Genomic DNA, 20,576 nt, shown 5'->3' on the forward strand with positions numbered 1-20,576 from the left:
ATTATATTCTAAAAATTCAATTAAATATTGTCAATAAACAATTCTTATTTGCAAGTCAATATCTCATTATTAATTTTATCTTCATTGTTATAAGAAACTCCGTCCATACAGTTTCCTCACCGATCTTTGAACAAAAAAACTCGGCCAAAATGGCCGAGCTTCACTGCCGTTTAAAATTTCCAGGAAGCCTGCATCGTGCCGGCTACCCCGCGCGCTTTGCCGCAAAAGCCCTGCAGCCCAAAATCCAAGGTCGGACCTTTGCCGTCTTTGCTTTCTTTGGTCAGGCCCACCTCCAAGATGCCCGTACCGCCCTTGAGGCTTGGCGCTTCCACGGCGCTGCCGTTTACGGTGGCGTCGGCTTGGCCGCCAAGTTCATACTGGTAGGCTAAACCGGCGCGCAAGGTGGTGTTTTCATTGGTTTTGTGCAGCCATTTGGTTCCGGCCTGGACGCGCAGGGACTCCACAGCGTCAAAGCGGAAGTTGTCGCCCTGCACGGTGGCATTGCTGCCGTTTTGGTGCGTCCACAGCACCTTCGCATAGATATCACGTTTTTTATGGTTGCCCAGGTCGGTTTCTTGGCCTAGTCCGATATGTAAGCCGTAATAAGGAGCGCTGACGTCAAAGGAGGAGTTCGTCCCCGCCGCACCGATGTCGCCGCTGCTGAACTTATTGCTCACCCGTCCGGCCCGCAGCGAGCCTTCCAGATACTGGCCGCTTTTTTTCTGCCACCGCCCCAGCCAGCCTGCGCCGGTATACTGGGTGTCGCCGTCGCCTTTAACCGACGCGGCGTTGCTGAAGCTGTTGTAGGTGCTGTAGCTGCCCCAGCCGTGCTCCACAAAAAGGCCGCGCGCAAAAGTGCCCTGGGCGTTTTCCTTTTCACTGGCCGCGCCGACTACCAGCGAAAAGCCGTTGACATCCACATGGGAGCCTGTTTCATAGCGCAGGCTGCTGCCGCCAAAGGCCGCAAAGCCTGCGAGCTGGCCGCCACTCCCGGTACTGGCGCCACGGGCATTCTGCAACCCTTGGCCGGTGAGCATGTCCGCGCCCTGGTTTAAGAAAGCCGCCGTGCTGGCCTGTCCTTCGCTCAAAGCTTTTACTTGGGGATTGCTCCGCGCTTCACTGACCGCAGTTGCGTACAAATGGCTAGCATCTGTGGTCAAATCAAAATCATAAATCCGCGCGATCCCCTGCAAGCCAACTGCCCGAGTATTAATACCACCGGCAGTAAGCCCGCCGCCGGCAGAAAGCAGCGTGACTCGGTCTCCCGAACGAAGCGCCGTGGTGCTGCCATTGATGCCTACGCCGATAGTGGAGCCGGAGATGACGACAGCATCTATTACGCTAAGCATGGTGCCACCGGCGACAAGGGTAACAGGCAAGTAGAAATTGTAGTACTGGAAGTTGGCGACGCCCTTGGCGCTCATACCGGAGGTCTTGACATTCAATGTATTGCCGGTCCAGATATCGCCATTTCCAGAGTCTTTATACCCTCCATACAAAATACCGTTTAGAGTAGGAGTACCGCTGATGGTCACGCTGTTGCCAGTTGCACTGTCACGATAAGCTCTTCCTCCATAAATATCTCCGCCTACACTTCCACCACTGATGACAACAGAATTGCCTGTGGCGCTGCCATACGCAGAAGTACCACCCTCGACACATAAGTCTACGATTCCGCCATTGATCGTCACCTTGTTCCCCATAGAATTACCGTGAACAGAGGCGTTGCCGCCTGAAAAGCCGCTCTGAGCATTCTCTATTTTGCCACCATTAACAGTCACTGTATTGCCGATAGCATCGCCAAGAATAGAAGTCCCTCCCGCAACACCATCATTGACCAAGCCGCCGTTGATAGTTGCCGAATTGTTTGCAGCACTTTTCTCTTGAGAATGTCCACCGACAACGGCCCGCGCGCTGCCTCCATTAACGATTACGCTGTTGCCGACACACTCCCCATAAGCTGAGCTTCCACCATAAACCGGATAAGATACGCTGCCCTTACTGATGATTACGCGGTTGTCGGCACAGTCCCCCCAAGTTGATTCTCCACCAAAAACCGAATTAGATACGCTGCCGCTAGTGATAACCACAGTATTGGAGCTAACCCCTACACTGTTACTAAACGCGCCAAAAACATAGTTTGGATCCGTACCCGAGCTATAATCAACACTAATCGTGTTCCCGCTGACATTCGCCAGGTCCGCCGGCCCAAAAGAATTTGCCCGTCCATCAATAACCTGCAGCAAACTTCCATCGCCGGTATACGTCCTCGTTTCCCCCGCCTCTGCCGCCTGCGGCATTAGCAGCAACGCTGCCAGGCTCAAGGCTGCCCAGAAGGCGGCTTTTTTCTGCAGAGCCCTTTTTATTTTTCGCATGCTACCGCTTCCTTTGCGTTGGTATTTAGAACAAAAAAAGAATCTATACTTAGTCAGTATAGATTCTTTTTCCTGTATTTGGTAGTGATGTTTCCAGGTAAAAACATCACTATTTTTCAGCGGCTGCTATCGCTCACTGCGCCGCTTTTAAGGCTTCTGTCTGGAGTATCATCTCTGAAGAAAACCGACATCCGCCATTTTCCTCACATAATCAGGCGTAAAGTCTTGGCCGTTCAAGCGCACTCCTTCTGTTTTTTTCACACAGTTAAAGCGTCTTCTAATACTCGTTCATTATGCCTTTTTTGCGTTTGCGGGCTATATTCACCATATAGGCGTCAATCCCTTCCTGTCGTTCCGGAGCATAGGCATTTTGGGCACCTTGCCGGTCCTGCTCGGTAACAATGACAATCTTTTCGTTGCGGGCAACTCCCGCAAGAATGCCTGCCGCCGCTTGCGCTGGCGTGATTGCTTCCGCTGGCGGCTTGACGCCATCCCAGATGGCCGTAATGACCGTCCCAGGAATAATAGTAGACACGCGGATATTGTCGTCCCACAGCTCATAACGCAGTGAACTTCCCAGCCCCATAAGCGCAGATTTCGTAGCGCTATACATGGTCTGCTCCGGCATGGGCACAAAGACAATGCCCGAAGCGGTGTTGGCGATATGCCCGCCCCCTTGGGCGCGCATGATGGGCAGCGCGGCGCGGATTCCGTAGAGAGCGCCGTAAAAGTTTACGTCAAAGGCCAATTTCCAGTCTTCGTCTGTTGTTTTTTCGAACGACTTCAACGCACCTATCCCTGCATTGTTAAAGAGCAAATCCAGCCGTCCGCCGCCAAAAGCCGCCGCCCTGGCAATCAGTTCCTTCACGCCGTCCTGAGAAGTAACGTCGGTTTCTACGCCCAGCACCTTGCCGGGATACGCTTGCGACAGCCTCTCGCTCTGCGCCTGCAGCTTTACGGCGTTGACATCCGCCAGCACCACCGCTTTCGCCCCCAACGACAAGAGCAGTTCCCCTAGCGCCAGACCAATGCCCGAAGCGCCGCCGGTAATAACCGCCGCTTTTCCCTCGTAATACCCTTTCATCTCCATCCCTCGCTTTCTTAACCGCTTTTTCCTACGCCAGTACTCGCCCGTGTCCCTCCTGTAGAATCATGCTCCCCTTCGTCAATACGGCACTCACGCTTTTCACCGGCAAATCCGCCAGCGCCGCGATAATATGGCTGTGCGCCGGATGCTGCAGCCGGGTGAGTTTCGTCCACTTTATGCCGCCGATGCCGTTCCACACCTGCACCGTGGTAATTCGCTGGGGAAATTCAATGGGCTGGCTCAAATCAGCCCCAGGCACGCCGACTTTCGGCACATAGCGCCAGCCGAACAAATTCACCACCTGCTCGCCAAACGAAGCCTGGTCGCTCGGCAAGGCTTGCAAGCCCTGCATTTGAAGCTCCAAAAAGGTATGCCCTTCATAGCTAGCATTGGTCCAGCAGGAGTCTTGATGCCGATGCAAGTCTTGAATATCCGCAAACACTTTGGGAATTCCCATCGCCAAATTACCTGTCAAAATCGGCACCGTATGGTTTTCCCACATGACCAGCGCATACACGCCTTCTGAAGTATCGCACTTCCCTTGATACCGGACAGGTACGCCTGCCATGATCAAATTGTAGGCGGAGCCTCCCATCCATTCCACCTCGCGGCTTTGGGAATACACAATCTGGAGCTGCTGTGCCGAACAAGAAAACCCTTCCGGCAAGTACGCGCCGAGGCGTTCTTCTTCGGTCTCACAGGTAAGCGCCAGAGTGGTCACATCGCCGTAAACCGCTTTGGCATCCGGATCAAAGGCATAACCAGAAAAACTGACAGGCGCTCGATAGGCTTTTTTCTCGTCAAACTTGAACATGCTTTCCCCTCCTTTTTAGCATCGCAAAAGCGTTTCCAGCTTGAGCAGCAAATATACCAAACCGAACAGCGCCGCGCCGTTGGCCGCCAGAATCAAACCGGTCACCAGCTCTGGAATGAAACCGGGCAGCAGCATGGACGTACCGAACAACAGCGCCAGCAAGCCCAGGAGCAGCTGTGCTTTAAACAAGCGTCCTCCTACCAAAGCAATTTGAGGCGGAGGTGTTTCTCCCGGCTGTCTAGCCGTTCGCCAACAGTTTCGCAGCGTCACCGAACCGTTCGTAATGTTCAACATTCCTACCCATAGTGTCAAAGGAGCCACCAGCAACTCAGGCAGCAAACAGGAAATGAGGCCAGCCGCCGCAAAGAGTATGCTGCAGCCCAAAAGCAGCCAATTTCGTGGAAACGGCCCCAATGGCGTTTCTCCCACTGCCAGCATCTGCAGCGAAAAAAATACCATTAGCAATCCAAGCTGAGCACCAGAAGAAAACGGTAGCCACCCCAAGCTCACCGGCACCAGCAGCAGCCCCAGCAAGATCATAAAAAGACTTAGGAGCAATAAAACCGCCTGCGCAGCCGACAGTTCCGTTCCTCCCGGCTTAGGAGCATCCGAGCCAGGGTAACGAAAGTAAATTTTGCGCAGCACCGCAGCCAAATAGAACAATGCGATTGCATACAAAGACAGCACTCCAGCCGCTTCGCCCGCTAACGCCCCTTCTTCCTGCCACAAGATCAAGGCGGTCAACATGGAGAGCACATAGACCGCACTACTGGAAAAAAGCAAATGTCGAAAAATACCGCCCAGCGCCCACCATTGGCGTATCCTTTCCCGTTCCGTCAGCAACCGTAGCAATAAAACAAAGCCGCCGCCAAAACAAGCCAGCAACACTAGCCGTGGAATCTGCTGAAACGAAGGAATGCAGCAAGCCGTAACCCCTACGGCAGCGACAGCGCCGCCGCCCGCCAGCACCACAAAAGAACGGCCGAACTCTCCAAGGGGAGTCTTCCCTAACGCTACAATCTGAAAGGCAAAGAGCACCAGCAATAAACCATACAGACCATTGACGTAGTAAGGGAAAGAACCTCGTACCGCCGGTTCCAAAAGCAGCGCCGCAATAGCCAAAATCATACCACCCAGGCCGAGAATCCCTGTCTCCAAAGGAAAATACGGCTGCCGCAGCAAGCAAGAAACCACTCGCGTAGCCCCCATCCTAACCGCCTCCTTTCTAAATAGAAAAGCCGCCAGGAAACACAAAACAGATAAAATTATAAAAGCCTATACTACCATTAGTATAGGCTTTTATAAAATAAGCAAACAGTGCTATTTCGCTATGAAAATGTCACGGTTTTTGGAGTCCACAGTACCAATGCCGCAAGTTCATCCCGATTGCGCACAAACAACTTACAATAGATTTCCTGCATAATGTTCCTCACCCTGCCCACAGAAAGCCTCTCTTGTTCTGCAATCCGGGCGTAAGGAACACGATTTGCCGCTAAAGTAGCAATCCGATATTCCCGCAGATTAAGGATGAGCGGCACATGATCCTGGGCAAAGCGGTTATGAAACACCGCCCAGTTCTTCCAGGTTCGTTTCCACTGTTCCAGTACGGGTCTGTACCATTCAGGGTAATGCTGTTGGACACATTCTTCAAGAAGACCGTTAAAAGTAGAAACATTTTCCACAAACGGCGTAATATAACGATGCGGCATGCCAATTGCCAGCGCTTCCAGCAAATAGCCGCGCGCCCGCTCTTTGTCATCGAGACCAACGCAGGCGGCACCGCACATAAGCAGCAAATAGACGTCCATCATCACGCTTTGTCCCTTGCAGAGATTATAGGTAGTTTGCGCAACCGCAGCCATTTGTGGATAAGCCGCCAGGTTTTGCAGATATTTCACCTGCAAGTACAAACCAAAAGGAATCGCCTCTTGCGGCAAGCGTGAAAAATCACCTTCCCGGATCCAGCTTGGTACCATGGCCGGCGCAAACATGCCCACCGCCACCGTAGTTAAAACCGCCTCTGCCAGCACGGCCACGTCCGCATCCGCATCACTCTCGATAAGTTCTTTAAGAGACGCTTCAACCCGGCTATACAACGCAAAATCGTTAGTGCTGATGGCAACAAGCAACAAAAACAAGGATGCGCAAATACACACAGGCTGATCAGAGGTGAAGGCTTTGGCAGCAAACTCTTTGGCCTGGACAAATTCGCCGCGCATATAGGCAATTTCCCCCAAATATTGATTGCGTATGGCCGCATTTTTTAGGGAAAGCACCGCCGTATCTAATTCTTGTTCCGGTAAAAGACCATCCCACAAAAAAGATACTCGAAGCACGCCTGGCGCTTTCGCAGACAGCGGCGCCTGAGACGAAATGCTTGGTTTAGGTGTATTAAGCGGAAGAATCCAAGACCGTCCGTATTTTCTCCCTCCCGGCACTTTTCCGGCAGCCAGTAACCGCTGCGCGTATCGCAAGGATACCTCCCACCGCTCCGCCGCCTGCCGCGCCGTCATCCACTGTGAATCCATCTTTCTTCTCCTATCACACAAGTTTCACGTGATGTACTCTCATTTATTGATTCATTCCATTATTCTAATTTTATTTTTTCATTTCATACTATTTACCGTAAATATATAAAGTTCCTGCAAATTCCTAACATAACTTCTGAAATCACCTTGACTTTTACAAATAAAAAAGCCCGACCACACTGACCGAGCTTCACTACATTCTAAAAAAGGTTTGTATTTCGTCTTTCCTAGCCAGCGTTACTGCCTGAGCGTTGCCAAACACAATGGTACTGCAGTCGTTCCCAACGGGTGGCACTTGGCTCATTTTCATAAAGCATAGTCTTTGCTTTTATGTCTTAATTACTTCCATTCCTCGCCATTCATCAATTTCCATGCATTCTTATAGGCAATTTTCTCCGCGACTTCCCGCGGCAAAGCCTGCAACACTATTGCACGCAGCCTGTTGAATACATCGTCATATTGTTCCCAGCGTCCTCCATTAACATCACTGCCAATGACAAAGCGATCCGGAAAATCCATAAAGAGTTTCTTCCACTCACGATTTAGTGAAACTGTATTTCCATTGATATCATACATAATGCATTGTCGATAACCAAACGGACTGGAGTTCGGCGGAGATTGCACCAAATCAAAATACAAGTTAGGATACTTCTCTAGAAAATCGCGCACCGTTTTCGTCCCTAGCCACCGACTCCATGTTGCATAGTTCCGATTTCTTCCTACGTGACACCAGATCACCTTAGCCCCAGGATATTGCTGCAGCATGCTTTCCATTTCTGGCAGCATCGCGTCTTCCGCTTCATGATGAATCAAAAACGGCAGCCCCGTTTCTTGCGAAAGTTGAAAAATTCGATGAAAGGACGGACTCGTCAACGGAAGATGCACATTCCGATTGTTTGTATCAGATACATAATGCCGGGCTTCGAACTCACCCATTGCAAAATATCGTCCTGTATGAGCATCGTCGGCCAATACATCCAATAACCCCGGATCTTTACCATGCCAACGCCGTCCATCACCATGAATGATGGTTGGCACAAAATATTCAGGAAATTTCTGGTTAGCTTGTATCGAATATTCATCTCCCAAGCCTTCCGTCGGCCCCAGCCACGTTAAAGCAACATGATTTGCATCCATTTTAACGGTGAGTTCTTTGAGGTCTATTTTTTTACCGCAGTGGAATTCCACATCAATAATCGGCATCTGGCCTGAGCTTTCCACATTTTTAATCCGCTGTTCAAAGACACGAAAAAGCTGCACCTTCTCACTGCTATCAGAAGCCGCCTCCGCAAAAGAGCCGCAAAGAAAGAATCCTGCTAAAAGAAACGATGCTAGAACCGTCCAATTCACGTCGTTACCTCCCCACTCTCGAATTCATTCCATCTTCAATCTGCAAAAACATTTTTATCAAAAGTTCATTGCGCAGCCGTTTCGGGTTTCGTTTTTGTGTACTTAGAGGTAAACAGCGCTGCACCGAGCAACATCGCATTATCAATAATTTCAAAAAGAGCGCCCTCTGCCGGAAAAAGCGTCAATTTCAAGGCTGCGTTAATAAAGCTGATCGCAAACGCGCAGCCCCATACACCAGTTATAATATTGTTCTTGCGAATAAAACTCGGTTCAGCCCAGAGAGAAGGATCCACTCGCTGCTTTGCATATTCCATGGTAAAAGGCCTCTTCAACAAAATAGACGCCCAGGTAAAGGAAGCCAGCGTACCATGCGACAGCACGCCCAAATGCTGCATCACCCAAACATTATTCATAACCGGAACCGTAATCAGCGCAAAGCCAAAAAACAGCAGACCGCCCCATAACAGCGCTCCGCGGTGCAAGCCAATCCAGGCTTGGTATGTACAAATAGCAGCGGCTATAATAATTCCCGTTTTAATCATGACCACCTGTGTCATGATAGGTAAACTAATGATGATCTTAAAGGATATCCACGGTGCAAATGCCAAAACCATCGACCAGAAGCTCATGCCCTCTCTCCTTTTTGTTTTATCACTGCCATCTTACATCTTAACGACACCAGGAAGATTCCTTCACATATTGAGCCAAGCAATTAATGTGAAGCTCCTCTCGCAATGCCCCCCACATCTAAACCTACCGATTTTACCTGGTAACAATTATAGCTTTCGCTATAAAAATTCCAAATCCTCCCAACAAGCATTTTAGACTAGCATCTATTTTACTCAATAAGAATTTCCGGATTTTGCTCCGGTTTCAGCCATTTGAGGATCTTCTTTATATCCTTTTCCTCCATGGCAATACAACCGCTGGTAGGAACTCCCGGCCCTTTACGGATATGCATAAAAATGGCGCTTCCCTTGCCTGCCACAACCGGCTCGGTATTATATTCAATAACCAAACCTAATTTATATAAATCATCCTTGCGCCGCATCTCTTCATAGGATTTTGCCTCTGTTTTTCCCACAACCAGTTGATTATACAAAGGCGAAGACGCATCATCAATCCAATGATGTTGCTCCGTCACTTGTATATAGGGCATGCTTATAGAAAGCGGTTCATAGCCAAAAGCTCGGCGCAGCTTGTACAGGCCCGCTGGCGTAGCACCGTCTCCTTCTTGTTTTTGCAAAGCCGAAACCACGCCGCTTCGCCCAAGATTGACCGGTATGTCTTTGTATCTCAAGGTCCATTTTTCCTCTTTTTTCTGCCATGCCGTCAACGTACCTGCCTGCTTGTTTTTGCTGTCAGATCGTACGACTAGCAGTTGACGTACATCCATAGGCGCTACATCCTCTGGCGGCGCTTCTACATGCTTCGCCGCCTCGGCGCTATAATTACCAACTGGACCAAACAGAAAAAACATAGCGCAAAACAACAGCCAAGCAAGCAACCGATACTTGCAATTCAAATTAGACTCCCCCTTCACTCTCAACAAGCAAATTTTACCGCTTTTTTACAATTTTAATTGTACGTTATCTTTTCCTCCCTGGCCAGCAACGAAAAAACATGACCTCCCCCTTCTGTTTTGAAAGGGAAGGTCATGTTTTTTTCATTCCGTCGCTTATGCTTCCGCTCTTGGCGGCAATTTGACCAGCGATACTACCAATGCCGTAAACACCAGCGCTCCTCCCATGAAGACAAAGGCTGCGTTATAGCCGGACATGCCGACCAAATAGCCGATGATAATAGGTGATAGAATGCCGCCGATGCTGCCGCCGGCGTTCATCACGCCTGTAGCCATGCCCACATAGCTGCGTTTTACCGATTCCATCGGCATCGCCCATAAGGGACCAAAGGCCATACCCACCAAGAAGCCGGTGCATACCAGAAGAGCCATGGCAATCGTTTCCGTCGGCGCCGCTACGACACCGTACAAAACCGGGCCTGCAGCCAGATTTACCACAATGGCCTGGGTTTTGCGCTTCCCTTTGAACACCTTATCGGACAGCCAACCGCCGAAGGGTTGGGCAATGCCCAGCGCCAAAAAGGGCAGTCCCGAAAAAATCCCCATTTTCACCAGCTCAAAGCCTCTCGCTTTCACGAGATAACTGGGCAGCCAAGAAAGAAGACCGAAGAAGGCGCACATAAAGCCGAAATACGTGAGCGCCAAAAGCACGATGTTGCGATTCTTGAGTACGCTCATCAAGCCCACTTCTTCCGAATCTCCCGTCTGCGTAACAATTTCCGCCTGGCCGCTTTTAATATATTCCAGCTCTTCCTTGGAAATATCCGGGTCCTCTTCGGGTGAGTTTTTCACAAAGAAGTACAGCAAAGGCAGAACAAGAAAGCCCAAGGCCCCGAAAATGTAGAACAACGCATGCCAGCCCCAAAGGCCAATAATTGCCACCGCAATGGACGGCGCAATCGCCGGTCCGAAGGAACAAGCCGAGGTAAAGATGGCGTTCGCCGTAGCCCGTTCCTGATTCGGAAACCAGTTGCTGTTGAGTTTAAAAGCACAGGGCGGCTGCATCCCTTCACCAATGCCAAAAAGCACGCGAACAATGAAAAATTGCGAAAAAGTCCGCGCCACGCCGGTAGCCATCGTCATAATAGACCACCAAATCAGCGCTACCAACAGCACCTTTTTCGGCCCTACTTTATCGCTTAAATAACCGCCAGGAATTTGAAATACCGTATAGGAAATAAAGAATGCGCTAAACAAATAGCCTACCTGCTCAGGAGACAAAGAAAACTCCTTCGAAATCAACGGCATAGCTACTGAAAGATTGACTCGATCCAAAAAAGCTACGAAAAACACGATCCATGAGACGCCTAAAACAAGCCAGCGCTTTTTCATATGCGTTCCTCCCGTAGATATCGATTATTCCTTTACCACTCAATTTCCAATCATAATATTGAGTATTTCCACATCAGTAGTTTTCATACCACAGCAGCCCATGCGTCCAATATTTCGCAAAGTCTGCTCATAATCCTTCTCTACCAAACCTTCGCCAAAGGGAAAAAATCGCTCCCGTTTAGCCAGCTCATACCCCATAATCCCGGCATCTACGGCGCTGGATATTTTCGCCGCGCAGGAAGCCTTCGCACCGTCGCAGACAATACCGCCTACATTCCCCAACGAATTAATCAGGGTCCTGCCGATGACGTCATAATCGCCGCCCTGCAGATACGCAATGCCGCAGGCCGCAGCCGCTCCAGCGGAAACAGCGCCGCAATACGCTGAAAGATTGCCGATATAGCGCTTTTGATGCAGAGAAAGAAGGTTCGCCAAGACAAGGGCCCGGTACAACCGTTCCTCGCCGATGCCCAGTTCCTGAGCGTATACGACCACCGGCATAGTACAGGTAATTCCCTGATTACCGCTGCCGGAGTTAATCACTACCGGCATAGCACAACCGTTCATACGCGCATCGGAGCCGGCCGCCGCCGCCGCGCGAGCCTTCGTTCGCACATCGTCGCAGCCGCTTTCCAAAAAGGTACGTCCCACCTGCGCTCCCCAGGGATTTTTCAAACCTTCTTCCGAGATGGCGGAGTTGCAAGCAATCTGTCTAGAAATAATATCTCGTACATCTTCTAGTCGTACCTCATCAGCAAAACAGAGGATGTCCTGAATCGTAAGCTGACTCTTATCTCCAAAAGTTGAGGTCGCCAGTTCCGGCTGCGAGAAAAGAAGCTCTCCGTTTTTTTCGATACGACAGATGTGATTATGCCTTGTTCTCACCTCTACCGCAGCGGTTTGAAAACCCGCTTTGACTTCCACTCGGATAAAGAGATTTTCCTCTCCCTCTTCCAATTCGCAACGGCAAATGCCCTGCGCCGTCAATTGACGCGCCATTTCTATTTGCTCCGGCGTCACTTGGCTGATAACCTCTAGTTCCCGTTCGGCCTGACCGGCGACAACCCCGATTACCGCAGCAGCGGCTACGCCTTTTTGCCCTCCCGAATTAGGAACAACAACGCCCTTCACATTTTTAATGATATTGCCGCTACAGCGAGCCAGCATTTCCTCCGGCATCTGGCCCAACGCTTCTCTGGCTTTTGCCGCCGCAAAGGCGATGGCAATCGGCTCGGTGCAGCCCATGGCCGGAATCAATTCCCCTTTTAAGATGGTCAAATAATTGTCATATTGCTTTGCATCCATACTTACCTGCTCCTCTCCCGCCTGTCAAAACGACTCTATGCTTTTTTAAAGAAAGAAATTTGGCAGGTAGGACAGCCGTTAGCAATGGTATCGCCCAGATGGAAATCATAACCCATGGCTTTGGCAATGCCCCGATCGCCGTCCATAGCCATATCACAAAGCTTCTCGCAGGTTTCATCGTCAAATCCCAAATCCTGCCAAGCTTTCAAAAGAGGACAATGATGAAACTCCAGATCAATTCGATCTGCGCTTTTGCTTTTAAATTCTACTTCAAAGGTCTTAACCACGTTCGGAGAGAAAAACGTATCCGCAAAAGAAGTCACATCCTCCGGATCCGGACACTGCGCTTTAATTTCCGCGCCTTGGATCAATCCCGTTTCCGCGATAGCCGCGCGAATAATTTCTTCCATTTCCTTCGCCTTGCCAGCTTTGCAAGCATGCGTATACGTTAGGCCCGTCCAGGTAGCCCGATGACCGATAGCCCCTCTTTGAATATCTACCACCGCGTCGCCTTTAATGCTAATTTTGTTATCAATCATTGTCATTCTCCTTTCAAAATTGAAAACTCCAAAACGGCATTTGATATGATCACAACAACAACAAAAAACCATATTCCATAGCTTTTAAAGTTATAACAAGCAAGGTTCTGCAGCACTTTGCTTGTCGTAATCATATCACGACTTAATTCTTTAATCAATATATTTTCTGTCTTTTCTCATTGTGTAGCAAAATTCTTTTGAAATTAACGTTTTTATTCATTTTATGTTTACAAAAGTTGTACTTTTACTAATTTTCGTGATATGACTAGAATTCGACGTTTTCTTCTCGCCTTCATTGACTTGCCTTTTCTTTAACCCTATAATAAAAGTAGCATAGCAAGGAGATAAACAATGACGAAACATCCTAACGACTCGCTAAAGCAGCAAGTATACAACGATCTTTTTTCTGATATCATCAACGGCAACTATCCCGCCGATACCATCCTGACCGAAAAATTCCTCATGGAAAAATATAATGTCAGCCGCGCCCCTATCCGTGAAGCCCTGACCCAGTTAACAGGCACGCGTCTATTGTCCAGCATTCCGCGGCAAGGCTATAAAATTCTCCAGCCAAGCGCCGAGCAGCTGCTGGAGGTCATTCGCTTCCGTTCGGCTTTAGAATGTTCTTTTTTGGAAATGTACCGCAGTTATATCGATGCCGCGTGGATCCAAGAATTGCGCAGCATCTGCATCAACTACAACAACTGCCCCAGCGGCGATTTCATGTCGCATTGGCGCTACAACTGCGAATTCCACTTAAAGCTTTTTTCCATCTACGGCAATCATTACGCATATAAGTTATTAGAAGACGCTTTAAACATCCAAACGATCTTCTTTGTACAAAAGCAGCACTCCGCTTCGATGGACCTGCATTTAGCCTTGGTCGATTATCTGGAAAAAGGCGAAATTAAAATGGCCGTATCCATTTTAAAAGCTGACATTGAACATCTGATGCTTTCTTTTAGCCCTCCCGCTTCTTAAATTAAGCAGCCGGCGCGCACGTCCTCCCGACGTGCGCGCCGGCTTTTCTATATCGTGTTCAGCAATAACTTTTTTCCAGGCCCTATTGACAATCATTCTCTTTTGATAAATAATATTAATCAACGGATATATATTATCCATAAAAATATTATTTAGGAGGTTGTTACTATGTCATTAGTTGGTACTGAAGTAAAGCCGTTTACTGCACAGGCTTATAAAAATGGAAATTTCATCGAGGTAACTGAGCAAAATTTCAAGGGATCTTGGAGTGTACTTTGCTTCTATCCCGCCGATTTCACCTTCGTCTGCCCGACCGAATTAGAAGATTTGCAAGACCAATATGAGGCCCTCCAAAAACTGGGCGTAGAAGTATATTCCGTATCAACCGATACGCACTTCACCCATAAAGCATGGCATGACACATCAGAAACCATTGGCAAGATTACGTATCCTATGATCGGCGATCCTTCCCATACCTTGTCCAGAAATTTTGAAGTCCTCATCGAAGAAGCCGGTCTAGCTGACCGCGGCACATTTATCATTGATCCCGACGGCGTCATTCAGGCCGTAGAAATCAATGCTGGCGGCATTGGTCGCGATGCCAGCACGCTGCTAAATAAAATCAAAGCGGCTCAATATGTTCGCAACAATCCCAACGAAGTTTGCCCAGCCAAATGGAAAGAAGGCGCAGCAACGTTGAAACCCAGTTTAGATCTAGTCGGAAAGATTTAAGGAGCGATGCACATGTTACTGGATGCAGAAATCAGAGCGCAGCTCTCACAATACCTCCCCTTATTGGAAAGTGAAATAACCATCACCGCAAACGCAGCTGCGGACGCTGCGTCCAAAAACATGACCGCTTTGGTAGAGGAACTCGCTTCCTTGTCTCCTAAAATCAACTGGGAAGAAGGAGTTTTACCGCGAAGTCCTAGTTTTCGCATACAGCAAAAAGGAGCTGCCGGCGGCATTGTGTTCGCCGGCATTCCTTTAGGTCATGAGTTTACTTCTTTAGTTTTAGCCTTGCTTCAAGTAAGCGGACGGCCTCCCAAAGTGGAAGATCGCCTGATTCGTCGAATCCAAGCGCTGTCCGGCCCTCTTCATTTCGAGTCTTATATTAGTCTCAGCTGCCATAACTGCCCGGAAGTCGTCCAAGCGCTAAATGCCATGAGCGCCCTTAATCCCGCCGTCACACATACCATGATCGACGGCGCTCTTTTTCAAGCAGAAGTAGAAGCTAAAAACATCTTGGCCGTGCCCTCCGTCTTCTTGAACGGAACCCCTTTTAGCAACGGCAGAATGTCCTTAGAACAAATTCTTGATCAAGTAGCCCCTGTCGTTACAGAAGAGCCGGAAAACGCCTCGCCTTTTGACGTACTCGTTATCGGCGGAGGCCCGGCTGGCGCTAGCGCTGCTATTTACGCCGCGCGCAAAGGCATTCGCACCGGCATGATAGCTGACAAAATCGGCGGCCAAGTCAACGATACCCTGGGCATCGAAAATCTAATTGGCATTCCCTACACCGAAGGCCCCGAAGTCGCTGCAAACTTGGCAAAGCACTTGCAACAATATCCCATCGAATCCCTCCAAGGACAACGCGCTAAAAGCTTGCTTCCTGGGAATCTTCTAGAAATCGAATTAGAAAACGGCCGCCGTTTGCAAAGCAAAACGGTAATTATCGCTACTGGCGCAGCCTGGAAACAGCTCGGCATCCCTGGCGAAAAAGAATTTCGCAATAAAGGAGTAGCCTATTGTCCTCACTGTGACGGACCGATCTTCAAAGGAAAACGGCTTGCCGTCATCGGCGGAGGAAACTCCGGCGTCGAAGCGGCCATTGATTTAGCCGGTTTGGCGGCTCATGTAACGCTTTTAGAATTCACCGAGGCGCTAAAAGCAGATCAAGTTTTGCAAGAACGCCTTCGAAGTCTGCCTAACGTTACGATTCTAACGAACGCAGAAACAGTGGAAATCACCGGTCAGGACAAAGTAACCGGCCTTGCCTACCAAAACCGAGCCACCCAGGAAATATACCATTTGAACTTAGAAGGAGTTTTCATCCTTGTAGGCCTGGCGCCCAATACAGCCTGGCTCGAAAACACCATCGCCCGAAACCGTTGCGGCGAAATTATTACAGACAGCCGTGGCGCCACAAACATAAGCGGCGTATTTGCCGCTGGCGACTGCACGGACAGCCCCTATAAGCAAATTATTATTTCCATGGGTTCCGGCGCTACAGCCGCCCTAGGAGCATTTGATCACCTGCTGCGAACGTAAAAAAGAGGCCGCATCACATGGATGCGGCCTCTTAACCTTTTATCTTCTTTACACGCCCCTAAAACGGCTCTATTTGAAGATTTTCATACCCGCTAAACGCCGTCAATACTCCAGCTAAGGCGTTTTCAACATTTTCCAAAGTTACTAGTCTTATATCATGGCGATTTGTCAAATGAAGGTCAAACGCAAAAACATGTCGATTGTTTTCAACATATGTCCGGTTATTACCAACATCAATATGAGATATCACTTTTTCGCGAAACAAGCAGCAAGCTATCTCTTTATAAAGATCCATATTATTTTCGATCGCTTCTGTTGTTTCAATTCTAACGGAAAAAACCTTCTTAACTTCATTACAAGAGTTGCACATACATTCACTCCTTATCATTCAACAAATTCGCAACAACTTTTTCCTAAATTCATATTAACTATACCATTGTTGAAATCGATAATCAATATCGTTTTATTGTTTTAAATATGAAAAAAAGCCTGCATCTCTACATACCCTTGAAATCGCTGGCCCTGTAATTACTTATTGATGCAATGCACCGATCGGTGCATTGCATCAATTAAAACCTTTAAAACTAACTCCCGTTTGGCAAATCGTTAAAAGACAGCTATTCATGCAAGAAGCACTGCAGCCCGCCAAGCAGACGTCTGCTTCATAACGCAACAGCACACCCTTCGATCTCTTCAACTACTGACAAAAGGTGCATAACCCACTTCTCTGTGCGCCAAACTTCGCTTTTTTGACTGCAAAAATTCGATGTTTTTAGCAGCTTCCTAACGGGTAAGTTTTCTGAACTTCAGTCGATGCGGCTGATCGGCTTCTTTGCCAAGGCGTTTTTTGCGATCGGCTTCGTACTCTGAGTAGTTCCCCTCAAAGAAGGTCACGACGGAATCACCCTCAAAAGCCATGATGTGACTTGCGATGCGATCAAGGAACCAGCGGTCATGGCTGATGACCAACACGCAACCGGCAAAGTTCTCCAATGCATCTTCCAGGGCCCGCATGGTGTTCACGTCCAGGTCGTTGGTAGGTTCGTCAAGGAGGATTACGTTGGCCCCAGTTTTCAGCATCTTGGCCAGATGAACGCGGTTGCGTTCACCGCCGGACAGCACATCCACTTTCTTTTGCTGGTCCTGTCCCATGATGTTGAAGCGCGCGCAATAAGCCCGAGAGTTAATCTCGCGGTTTCCTAGCTTGATAACGTCATTGCCGTCACTGATAACTTCGTAGACGGTTTTTTCGGACTCAAGAGAGTCGCGGTTCTGGTCCACATAAGCCAGCTTAACGGTTTCGCCAACTTTCAGGGTACCGCTGTCAGGCTTTCCCTGTCCGGTGATCATCTTGAAAAGAGTAGTTTTACCGGCTCCGTTTGGACCGATGATACCGACGATGGCTCCAGCAGGAATCATGAAGTTCATGTTTTCCACGAGCATCTTGTCGCCCATAGCTTTGCTGACATTTTCGGCTTCAACGACGATCTTACCCAAGCGCGGTCCCGGCGGAATGTATATTTCCAAATCCTTGCCCAAGCGCTCAGACTCATGTGAAAGCAGAGCTTCATACGCGTTGATTCTGGCTTTACTCTTGGCGTGGCGTCCTTTGGGCGCCATGCGTATCCACTCAAGTTCGCGGGCCAAGGTTTTCTGACGTTCGGATTCGCTTTTTTCTTCATTGGCCAGACGCTGTTGCTTTTGCTCCAGCCAGGAAGAATAATTGCCCTGCCAGGGAATGCCGCGACCGCGATCAAGTTCAAGAATCCATCCAGCCACGTTGTCAAGGAAGTAACGGTCATGAGTTACGGCAATTACAGTACCAGGGAAAGTTTTCAAGAAACGTTCCAACCAGGATACCGATTCAGCGTCCAGGTGGTTGGTGGGTTCGTCCAGAAGCAGGATGTCCGGGTTTTTCAGCAGCAGGCGGCACAAGGCCACCCGCCGTCGTTCACCGCCCGAAATCACCGAAACCGATGTGTCCGGCGGAGGGCAGCGCAAGGCGTCCATGGCCATTTCAAGCCTGGAATCCAGTTCCCATACATCCTTACTGTCCATAAGATCCTGCACTTCACCCTGGCGGGTGATAAGCGCATCCATTTCATCCGGTTCCATGGGCTCGGAAAATTTGGCGTTGATGGCTTCGTATTCATCACGAATCTGAACCAGTTCCGCTAATCCTTCCTCCACCACCTCGCGTACAGTGCGGGTTTCATCCACCAACGGTTCCTGCGGGAGGTAACCGATGGTGTAGCCGGGAGCGAGAACGGTCTTACCTTCAAAACTCTGATCTTCGCCAGCCAGTATTTTAAGAAGCGAACTTTTGCCGGATCCATTCAGACCCAGGACACCAATTTTGGCTCCGTAAAAGTAAGAGAGCGAAATATCCTTGAGGACTTCTTTCTGCCCGTGTTTTTTAGATACACGGATCATGGAATAAATAATTTTGTCTATTTCTTGACTCATTTACTCACCTCTTAAGTTTTTAGTTAGATTATAACATACCCCGTCATTGCAACACACGCATCATAGCTCAGGACAACATAGTGGTATTCCGGTTTAAAAATGGCACAAAAGTTACATCATAACTGCACCAAAATCAAGATTGCCAATCTATCAACTGTATTGACAACCTTAAAGCAAAAGCCCGAAAGCGCCTTAATTTCAGCACTTTCGGGCAAAATAAAAACCATCTATTGATAAACTGCACCACCTTGCACCGCTCGGTGCCTTGCTCCACTTGAAATCGTTAAATTTGAACCCCCACTCGGTAAATCGTTAAAAGACAGCTATTCATGCAAAAACTACCGCAGACCATAAGGTACTATCCGCTTCATAGCTCGAACATTCAACCTCCCGATATCAGCCTGAAATACCGAATCAATTGCCGCCCTTCATTTTCCAGCATCACTATGTTGTTTTTTACCGCCAGATTTGAAAAACATCGCCTTCGGGTTTGCGCGGACTAACTACAGAATCCTTCGCTGGATACCCCAAAATAATTGCTGCCGTAATAATGTCCGAGGTATTCAAATTGAAATAAGACTTTATTTCAGAATATCGAGAGCTGTTCACGCTCGATAATTCATTATCCGTTTCACCCACGATACATGCACCAAGTCCTTGATTTATCGCCTCCAAAATCATAAACCCGTATGCAATTCCCATGTTTTCAAAAGTTCGTGCCATTAAAGAAGACGAGGTATTAGCCAATGCCTGGGCTATCTGGTTATCAAGAAAAGTTTTGTCGATATCTTCATTAGACATTGTGACACCTGTATTAGAAAGCAACTCTCGCAAACAATCTCTTTGATGGTTGCGCTCCCATGCTGCTAAGGCGCCGACACATAAAATAACTGCTGGAGCTTTTCGTATGAGCGCTCCCATGGAAAATACTTCAGATAACTTGGTTTTGTCCGCTTCTCCTGTAATAGCAATAAAACGCCACGGTTGTATGTTTTTCCAAGATGGAGCTCGTCTGCCTGCGCTCATAATACTTAAAAGTTTTTCTTCCTCTACCGGTTGATTCGTAAATTTCCTCACACTTTTCCATTCAGTAATTTGTTTTAACATGGTAATCCTCCTGTACCTTTTTATTTCTATGCAAATAGTTTGCATGCAAAATATTTGGTTAAAAAACACTTCATAATTTGTCGAATATATTCAAGAGCACTTTGCGAAAAATAGCGATTTCTTCTTCTGTACATTCAGCTAGCATTGCTGTGCTAATACGATTCATAACATCATTAATTATTGGCTCCTTGGCTTTGGCGGCATCTGTTAAATAGATAAGTAATTGACGCCGATCATCCGGATGTTCTCCGCGCAATACTAATCCAGATTTCTCTAGGCGATCAATGACCCCTGTTAACGTGGAGTTATCCAAGTAGCACTTTTTACTTAGTTCTGTAATGGTAATGCCATCGCCATTATATAACGTATACAATACGGACATTTGACCAGGTGTGACATTTAGTTTTTCTTTTATTAATATCCTTTTGGTGTAATTATGATGCTTTTGTTCTGCCTTCGCAAGAAGTACGCAACTACTGTCAAAAATCTGCAACATATAATTTATCCTTTACAGAGATATTTTGTATGCAAACTATCTTTTAAAACAATATATCATTAGCAATCTATTTGCGCAAGTACTATTGCCCTGCCCCCGAAAACTAGTCCAAAAAACCAAGTTAGTTTAAGCAACGCACACTATGGTTTGAGGTGCTGGAGGCTTGTATCCAAGGGAACTATGTGGTCGTATCGTGTTATACTCCAAAACCCAACGTTTCGTTAATATATCTACTTCAACCATGGAATCAAAAATTTCTCGGTTTAGAAACTCATCTCGCATTTTACTGTTAAAACTTTCGCAAAAGCCATTCTCCCATGGACTGCCTGGTTCAATGTAAGCA

General features: G+C 48.2%; 19 protein-coding genes. 3 read left to right on the top strand and 16 right to left on the bottom strand.

Going from position 1 to position 20,576, the window contains the following annotated elements:
* Window positions 1-170 precede the first annotated feature (170 nt).
* The 11 genes from C508_RS18600 to C508_RS0113360 all read right to left on the bottom strand — a co-directional run bounded on the left by C508_RS18600 (window position 171) and on the right by C508_RS0113360 (window position 12,912).
* Window positions 171-2,375, bottom strand: a complete 2,205-nt coding sequence (locus C508_RS18600; RefSeq protein WP_018704063.1) for an autotransporter outer membrane beta-barrel domain-containing protein — start codon at window positions 2,373-2,375, stop codon at window positions 171-173.
* Window positions 2,376-2,652: 277 nt separating this feature from the next.
* Complete coding sequence (locus tag C508_RS0113315; RefSeq protein WP_215731975.1) at window positions 2,653-3,459, bottom strand: SDR family oxidoreductase; 807 nt, start codon at window positions 3,457-3,459, stop codon at window positions 2,653-2,655.
* A 31-nt stretch (window positions 3,460-3,490) separates the two neighbouring features.
* Entirely contained in the window at window positions 3,491-4,276 is a 786-nt protein-coding gene (locus C508_RS0113320; protein ID WP_018704065.1) for an acetoacetate decarboxylase family protein, read from the bottom strand.
* 15 nt (window positions 4,277-4,291) lie between these two features.
* A complete protein-coding gene (locus C508_RS0113325) occupies window positions 4,292-5,485 on the bottom strand; it encodes a hypothetical protein (protein WP_018704066.1) in 1,194 nt (397 codons plus the stop codon).
* Between the two features lie 119 nt (window positions 5,486-5,604).
* Window positions 5,605-6,804, bottom strand: a complete 1,200-nt coding sequence (locus C508_RS18605) for a helix-turn-helix transcriptional regulator (protein ID WP_018704067.1) — start codon at window positions 6,802-6,804, stop codon at window positions 5,605-5,607.
* 339 nt (window positions 6,805-7,143) lie between these two features.
* Window positions 7,144-8,154, bottom strand: coding sequence for an amidohydrolase family protein (locus tag C508_RS0113335; RefSeq protein WP_018704068.1), 1,011 nt, complete (start codon window positions 8,152-8,154; stop codon window positions 7,144-7,146).
* A 65-nt stretch (window positions 8,155-8,219) separates the two neighbouring features.
* Complete coding sequence (locus C508_RS0113340; protein ID WP_018704069.1) at window positions 8,220-8,783, bottom strand: hypothetical protein; 564 nt, start codon at window positions 8,781-8,783, stop codon at window positions 8,220-8,222.
* A gap of 209 nt (window positions 8,784-8,992) precedes the next feature.
* Window positions 8,993-9,679 carry a L,D-transpeptidase family protein gene (locus C508_RS18610; protein ID WP_018704070.1) on the bottom strand — a complete coding sequence of 229 codons (687 nt, stop codon included), beginning with the start codon at window positions 9,677-9,679 and terminating at the stop codon, window positions 8,993-8,995.
* 153 nt (window positions 9,680-9,832) lie between these two features.
* On the bottom strand, window positions 9,833-11,068 hold the full coding sequence (locus C508_RS0113350; protein ID WP_018704071.1) for an MFS transporter: 1,236 nt from the start codon (window positions 11,066-11,068) through the stop codon (window positions 9,833-9,835).
* A gap of 39 nt (window positions 11,069-11,107) precedes the next feature.
* Window positions 11,108-12,373, bottom strand: a complete 1,266-nt coding sequence (locus tag C508_RS0113355; RefSeq protein WP_018704072.1) for an L-cysteine desulfidase family protein — start codon at window positions 12,371-12,373, stop codon at window positions 11,108-11,110.
* 35 nt (window positions 12,374-12,408) lie between these two features.
* On the bottom strand, window positions 12,409-12,912 hold the full coding sequence (locus C508_RS0113360; protein WP_018704073.1) for an L-2-amino-thiazoline-4-carboxylic acid hydrolase: 504 nt from the start codon (window positions 12,910-12,912) through the stop codon (window positions 12,409-12,411).
* A 351-nt stretch (window positions 12,913-13,263) separates the two neighbouring features.
* On the opposite strand from C508_RS0113360, the gene C508_RS0113370 reads away from it, so the two are divergent.
* From C508_RS0113370 to ahpF, 3 genes are all read left to right on the top strand, one after another.
* Window positions 13,264-13,893, top strand: coding sequence for a GntR family transcriptional regulator (locus tag C508_RS0113370; protein ID WP_018704075.1), 630 nt, complete (start codon window positions 13,264-13,266; stop codon window positions 13,891-13,893).
* Window positions 13,894-14,061: 168 nt separating this feature from the next.
* Window positions 14,062-14,625 carry an alkyl hydroperoxide reductase subunit C gene (gene ahpC / locus C508_RS0113375; protein WP_018704076.1) on the top strand — a complete coding sequence of 188 codons (564 nt, stop codon included), beginning with the start codon at window positions 14,062-14,064 and terminating at the stop codon, window positions 14,623-14,625.
* A 12-nt stretch (window positions 14,626-14,637) separates the two neighbouring features.
* Window positions 14,638-16,164: an alkyl hydroperoxide reductase subunit F gene (ahpF, locus tag C508_RS0113380; protein ID WP_018704077.1), complete on the top strand. Its 1,527-nt coding sequence runs from the start codon at window positions 14,638-14,640 to the stop codon at window positions 16,162-16,164.
* A 58-nt stretch (window positions 16,165-16,222) separates the two neighbouring features.
* On the opposite strand, the gene C508_RS0113385 is transcribed toward ahpF, so the two are convergent.
* The 5 genes from C508_RS0113385 to C508_RS19890 all read right to left on the bottom strand — a co-directional run.
* Window positions 16,223-16,534, bottom strand: coding sequence for a hypothetical protein (locus C508_RS0113385; RefSeq protein ID WP_018704078.1), 312 nt, complete (start codon window positions 16,532-16,534; stop codon window positions 16,223-16,225).
* Between the two features lie 413 nt (window positions 16,535-16,947).
* The gene (gene ettA / locus C508_RS0113390; protein ID WP_018704079.1) at window positions 16,948-18,630 is read right to left on the bottom strand and encodes an energy-dependent translational throttle protein EttA; all 1,683 of its coding nucleotides are present in this window, start codon (window positions 18,628-18,630) and stop codon (window positions 16,948-16,950) included.
* A gap of 456 nt (window positions 18,631-19,086) precedes the next feature.
* Complete coding sequence (locus tag C508_RS0113400) at window positions 19,087-19,737, bottom strand: nitroreductase family protein (protein ID WP_018704081.1); 651 nt, start codon at window positions 19,735-19,737, stop codon at window positions 19,087-19,089.
* Between the two features lie 70 nt (window positions 19,738-19,807).
* Window positions 19,808-20,233, bottom strand: a complete 426-nt coding sequence (locus C508_RS0113405; protein WP_018704082.1) for a MarR family winged helix-turn-helix transcriptional regulator — start codon at window positions 20,231-20,233, stop codon at window positions 19,808-19,810.
* Window positions 20,234-20,359: 126 nt separating this feature from the next.
* Window positions 20,360-20,576 (bottom strand): integrase core domain-containing protein (locus tag C508_RS19890; RefSeq protein WP_156817630.1); only part of this gene is annotated, 217 nt, incomplete at its 5' end.

The sequence above is a fragment of the Anaeromusa acidaminophila DSM 3853 genome (assembly GCF_000374545.1).
GTDB lineage: Bacteria > Bacillota > Negativicutes > Anaeromusales > Anaeromusaceae > Anaeromusa > Anaeromusa acidaminophila.